At 74.8% G+C, this 2931-nt stretch carries 3 protein-coding genes; all 3 read left to right on the top strand.

Annotation, left to right across the window (positions count from 1 at the left end; genetic code table 11):
* A partial coding sequence (locus HUW36_RS29755) for a carboxypeptidase-like regulatory domain-containing protein (RefSeq protein WP_174531138.1) occupies positions 1–309 on the top strand: 309 nt, incomplete at its 5' end.
* Between the two features lie 17 nt (positions 310–326).
* A complete protein-coding gene (locus HUW36_RS29750) occupies positions 327–1571 on the top strand; it encodes a phage tail sheath family protein (protein WP_174531137.1) in 1245 nt (414 codons plus the stop codon).
* Between the two features lies 1 nt (position 1572).
* Positions 1573–2052, top strand: a complete 480-nt coding sequence (locus HUW36_RS29745; RefSeq protein WP_174531136.1) for a phage tail protein — start codon at positions 1573–1575, stop codon at positions 2050–2052.
* Positions 2053–2931 lie beyond the last annotated feature (879 nt).

Raw genomic sequence — 2931 nt, 5'->3', positions numbered from 1 at the left:
CGGCCGGCGCCCACCGCGCCGCCGGTGCGGCAGCCGCTGCGGCTGCGGCAGCTCGACATGCGCACCGTGGCCGGCCGGGTGGTCGGGTCGCAGGACCAGCCGCTGGCCGCCCTGCGGGTGGAACTGGTCGGCACCGCCCAGGCCACCGAGACCGACGCCGCCGGCCGGTTCCGCCTGGTCGGCGTGCCGCACGACCCCGACGCCCCGGACGCTCCGGTGCGGATCCGGCTGATCGGCCGGGGGCGCGTCCACACCGCCGAACTCGACCCGAACGGCGACGACCTGGTCGTCGTGCGCGCCCCCGACTGACGTCCAGAGGAGGACCGATGCCCACCTACTTCTCCCCCGGCATCTACGTCGAGGAGGTGCCCGGCGGGGCCCGCCCGATCGGACCGGTCGGCATGAGCACCGCCGCGTTCGTCGGGGTGGCCCCCGACCGCACCGCGCACGTCGGCCAGGCGCTGGCGGTGAACAGCTGGACCGAGTTCCTGCGGCTGTACGCCGACGGCGAGCACCTGGAGAGCACCCCGCTGGCCCGCGCCGTGTTCGGCTTCCTGGACAACGGCGGCACCCGCTGCTGGGTGGTGAACGTCGGCGAGGGCGGCCCGCTCACCGGCACCGGCGGGCGGCGCGGCGGCCTGCAACTGCTGGAGGCGATCGACGAGATCTCCATCCTGGCCGCGCCCGGCTACCACGACCCGGTGTCGCACGAGGCCCTGATCAGCATGGCCGAGCGGCTGCGCACCATGGTGGCGATCTGCGACCCGCCGCCCGAGGTCGCCGACGTCTCCCGGCTCACCCGCGTCGCCACCCCGGGCAAGCCGGCCAAGCCGGCCGAGTCGTCGTCCGGCAAGCCCGCCGAGGAGCCGCCGAGGGACGCCGACGACGAGCCACCCGGCACCGGTGGCGACCGGCCCCGGCAGTCGGACTTCGCCACGTTCTACTTCCCCTGGATCCGGGTCCGTGACCCGCTCAGCGGCGAGCTGGTGCTCACCCCGCCGAGCGGACACGTGGCCGGCATCTGGGCCCGCACCGACGCGCTGCGCGGCGTGCACAAGGCCCCGGCCAACGAGCCGGTGCGCGGCGCGGTCGACCTGGCGTACCGGGTCACCCGGCCGGAGCACGACGTGCTCAACCCCAAGGGCGTCAACGTGATCCGGTTCTTCGCCGGCGAGGGCATCCGGCTCTGGGGCGCCCGCACACTCGCCGCCGAGGCCAGCGAGTGGCGGTACCTGAACGTGCGGCGGCTGTCCATCTCCATCGAGCAGGCCATCGCCAACGGCACCCGGTGGATGGTGTTCGAGCCCAACGACTTCACGCTGTGGCGCTCGATCCGCCGCGACATCGGCGCGTTCCTCACCCGGGTGTGGCGCGACGGCGCCCTGCTCGGCCGTACGCCCGAGGAGGCGTTCTTCGTCAAGTGCGACGAGGAGACCAACCCGGCCGACGTCCGCGACGCCGGGATGGTGGTGGCGCACATCGGCATCGCGGTGGTCAAGCCCGCGGAGTTCGTGGTGTTCAAGCTGAGCCAGTGGGCCGGCGGCACCGAGACCGAGACGATCGGAGGCTGACATGCCCACCACGGCCACGCCACAGCCGGGCGCACCCGTCGACCCGTACCGCGCCTACCACTTCAAGCTGCTCATCAACGGCATCACCAACGGCCACTTCACCGAGGTCAGCGGCTTCGACGTGGCGATACCGGCGCTGTCGTACCGGGAGGCCGGCAACGAGCGCATCCGGGCCGTCCCCGGCCAGGTCGAGTACGCCCCGGTCACCCTCCACTTCGGCCTGACCAGCTCGCGTGAGCTGTGGGACTGGGTGAACGCGGCGGCGAAGGGCACGGTCAACCGGCGCAACGTCTCGGTGGTGCTGCTCGACCCGGCGGGCACGGCCGAGGTGCTGCGCTGGAACATGATCAACGCCTGGCCCACCCGGTGGCGGGGCGCGCACCTGAACACCCTGTCGCAGGAGATCGCCATCGAGGCGCTGACCCTGGCGTACGAGGGACTGGAGCTGGAGGCCGGCGGTGCCGCCCCGACGACCGCGTGACCGGCTGGCCCACGCGCTGCGGGTCACCGCCGACCGCCTGTCCGGACCGGTGGGCGCACCGTCGTCACCGGACGACGGGCCGCGCCCTCCCGGCGAGCCGCCCGAGCACTGGCGGCGCCTGGTCGCGGCGCACGCCCCCGGCCTGCTGCGCGATCTTCCCCCGCCCTCGTACCCGTCTCACGTCGACCGGCCGGTGAGCGGCGACGCGGACCGGGTTCCGGCGCGACGGGCTCAGGCGAGTCGGCTGCGGCGGAGCTGGAAGGCACTGTTGCGCGGCCTGCCCCGATCCCGGCAGCGCTCCCCCGCTGCCGATCCGTCGAGATCTTGGTACGAAAAGGCCCCTGGAGGGGCCGTTTCCTACCAAGATCTCCCGCAGCTCCCGGAGGGCGAGACAGGGGTATCGGGTGGTGGGAGTTCCGCGTCGGCGGGGGTGTGTGTCGACTGCGGCGGGACGGGTCGGCGCGGAGACCGGGCACGGGAGGACATCGGTGGACGGGGGGCCGCACCGGCGGGCCCCACCGGTGGTCCGGGGACGGGGGTCGACGGCGGGCCGGCGCAACGGGGCACGGCACCACCCGACACGGGATCGCCGCGGCCGGGAACGGCCTCCACCTGGGCGGGTGTGGGGAGCGAACCGGCCGGGGCGGGACGCTCGGCGGCGGGTACCGGGTTCCGCGGCGACGGTGGCGAGCGGCCGGGCGACCCCGCGTCGCCTCCGGTTGCGCAGGCGTACCGGTCGGTGCCCGAGTCAGGCGGCCCGAAGAGAACGCCGCGCGTCGCGGACACGGCGCACACAGCCGGCGCAGCGGGCGCGGCCGGCGGAACCCGTGCCGCCGGCGCGACCGGTGCAACCGGTGCAACCGGTGCAACCGGCGCGAC

Origin of the sequence: Micromonospora maritima (genome assembly GCF_902825405.1) — a bacterium.
In the GTDB taxonomy this organism is placed as follows: domain Bacteria; phylum Actinomycetota; class Actinomycetes; order Mycobacteriales; family Micromonosporaceae; genus Micromonospora; species Micromonospora maritima.
The sequence above is the reverse complement of the archived record's forward strand: the minus strand, read 5'-3'. Positions and strand labels throughout refer to the sequence as shown.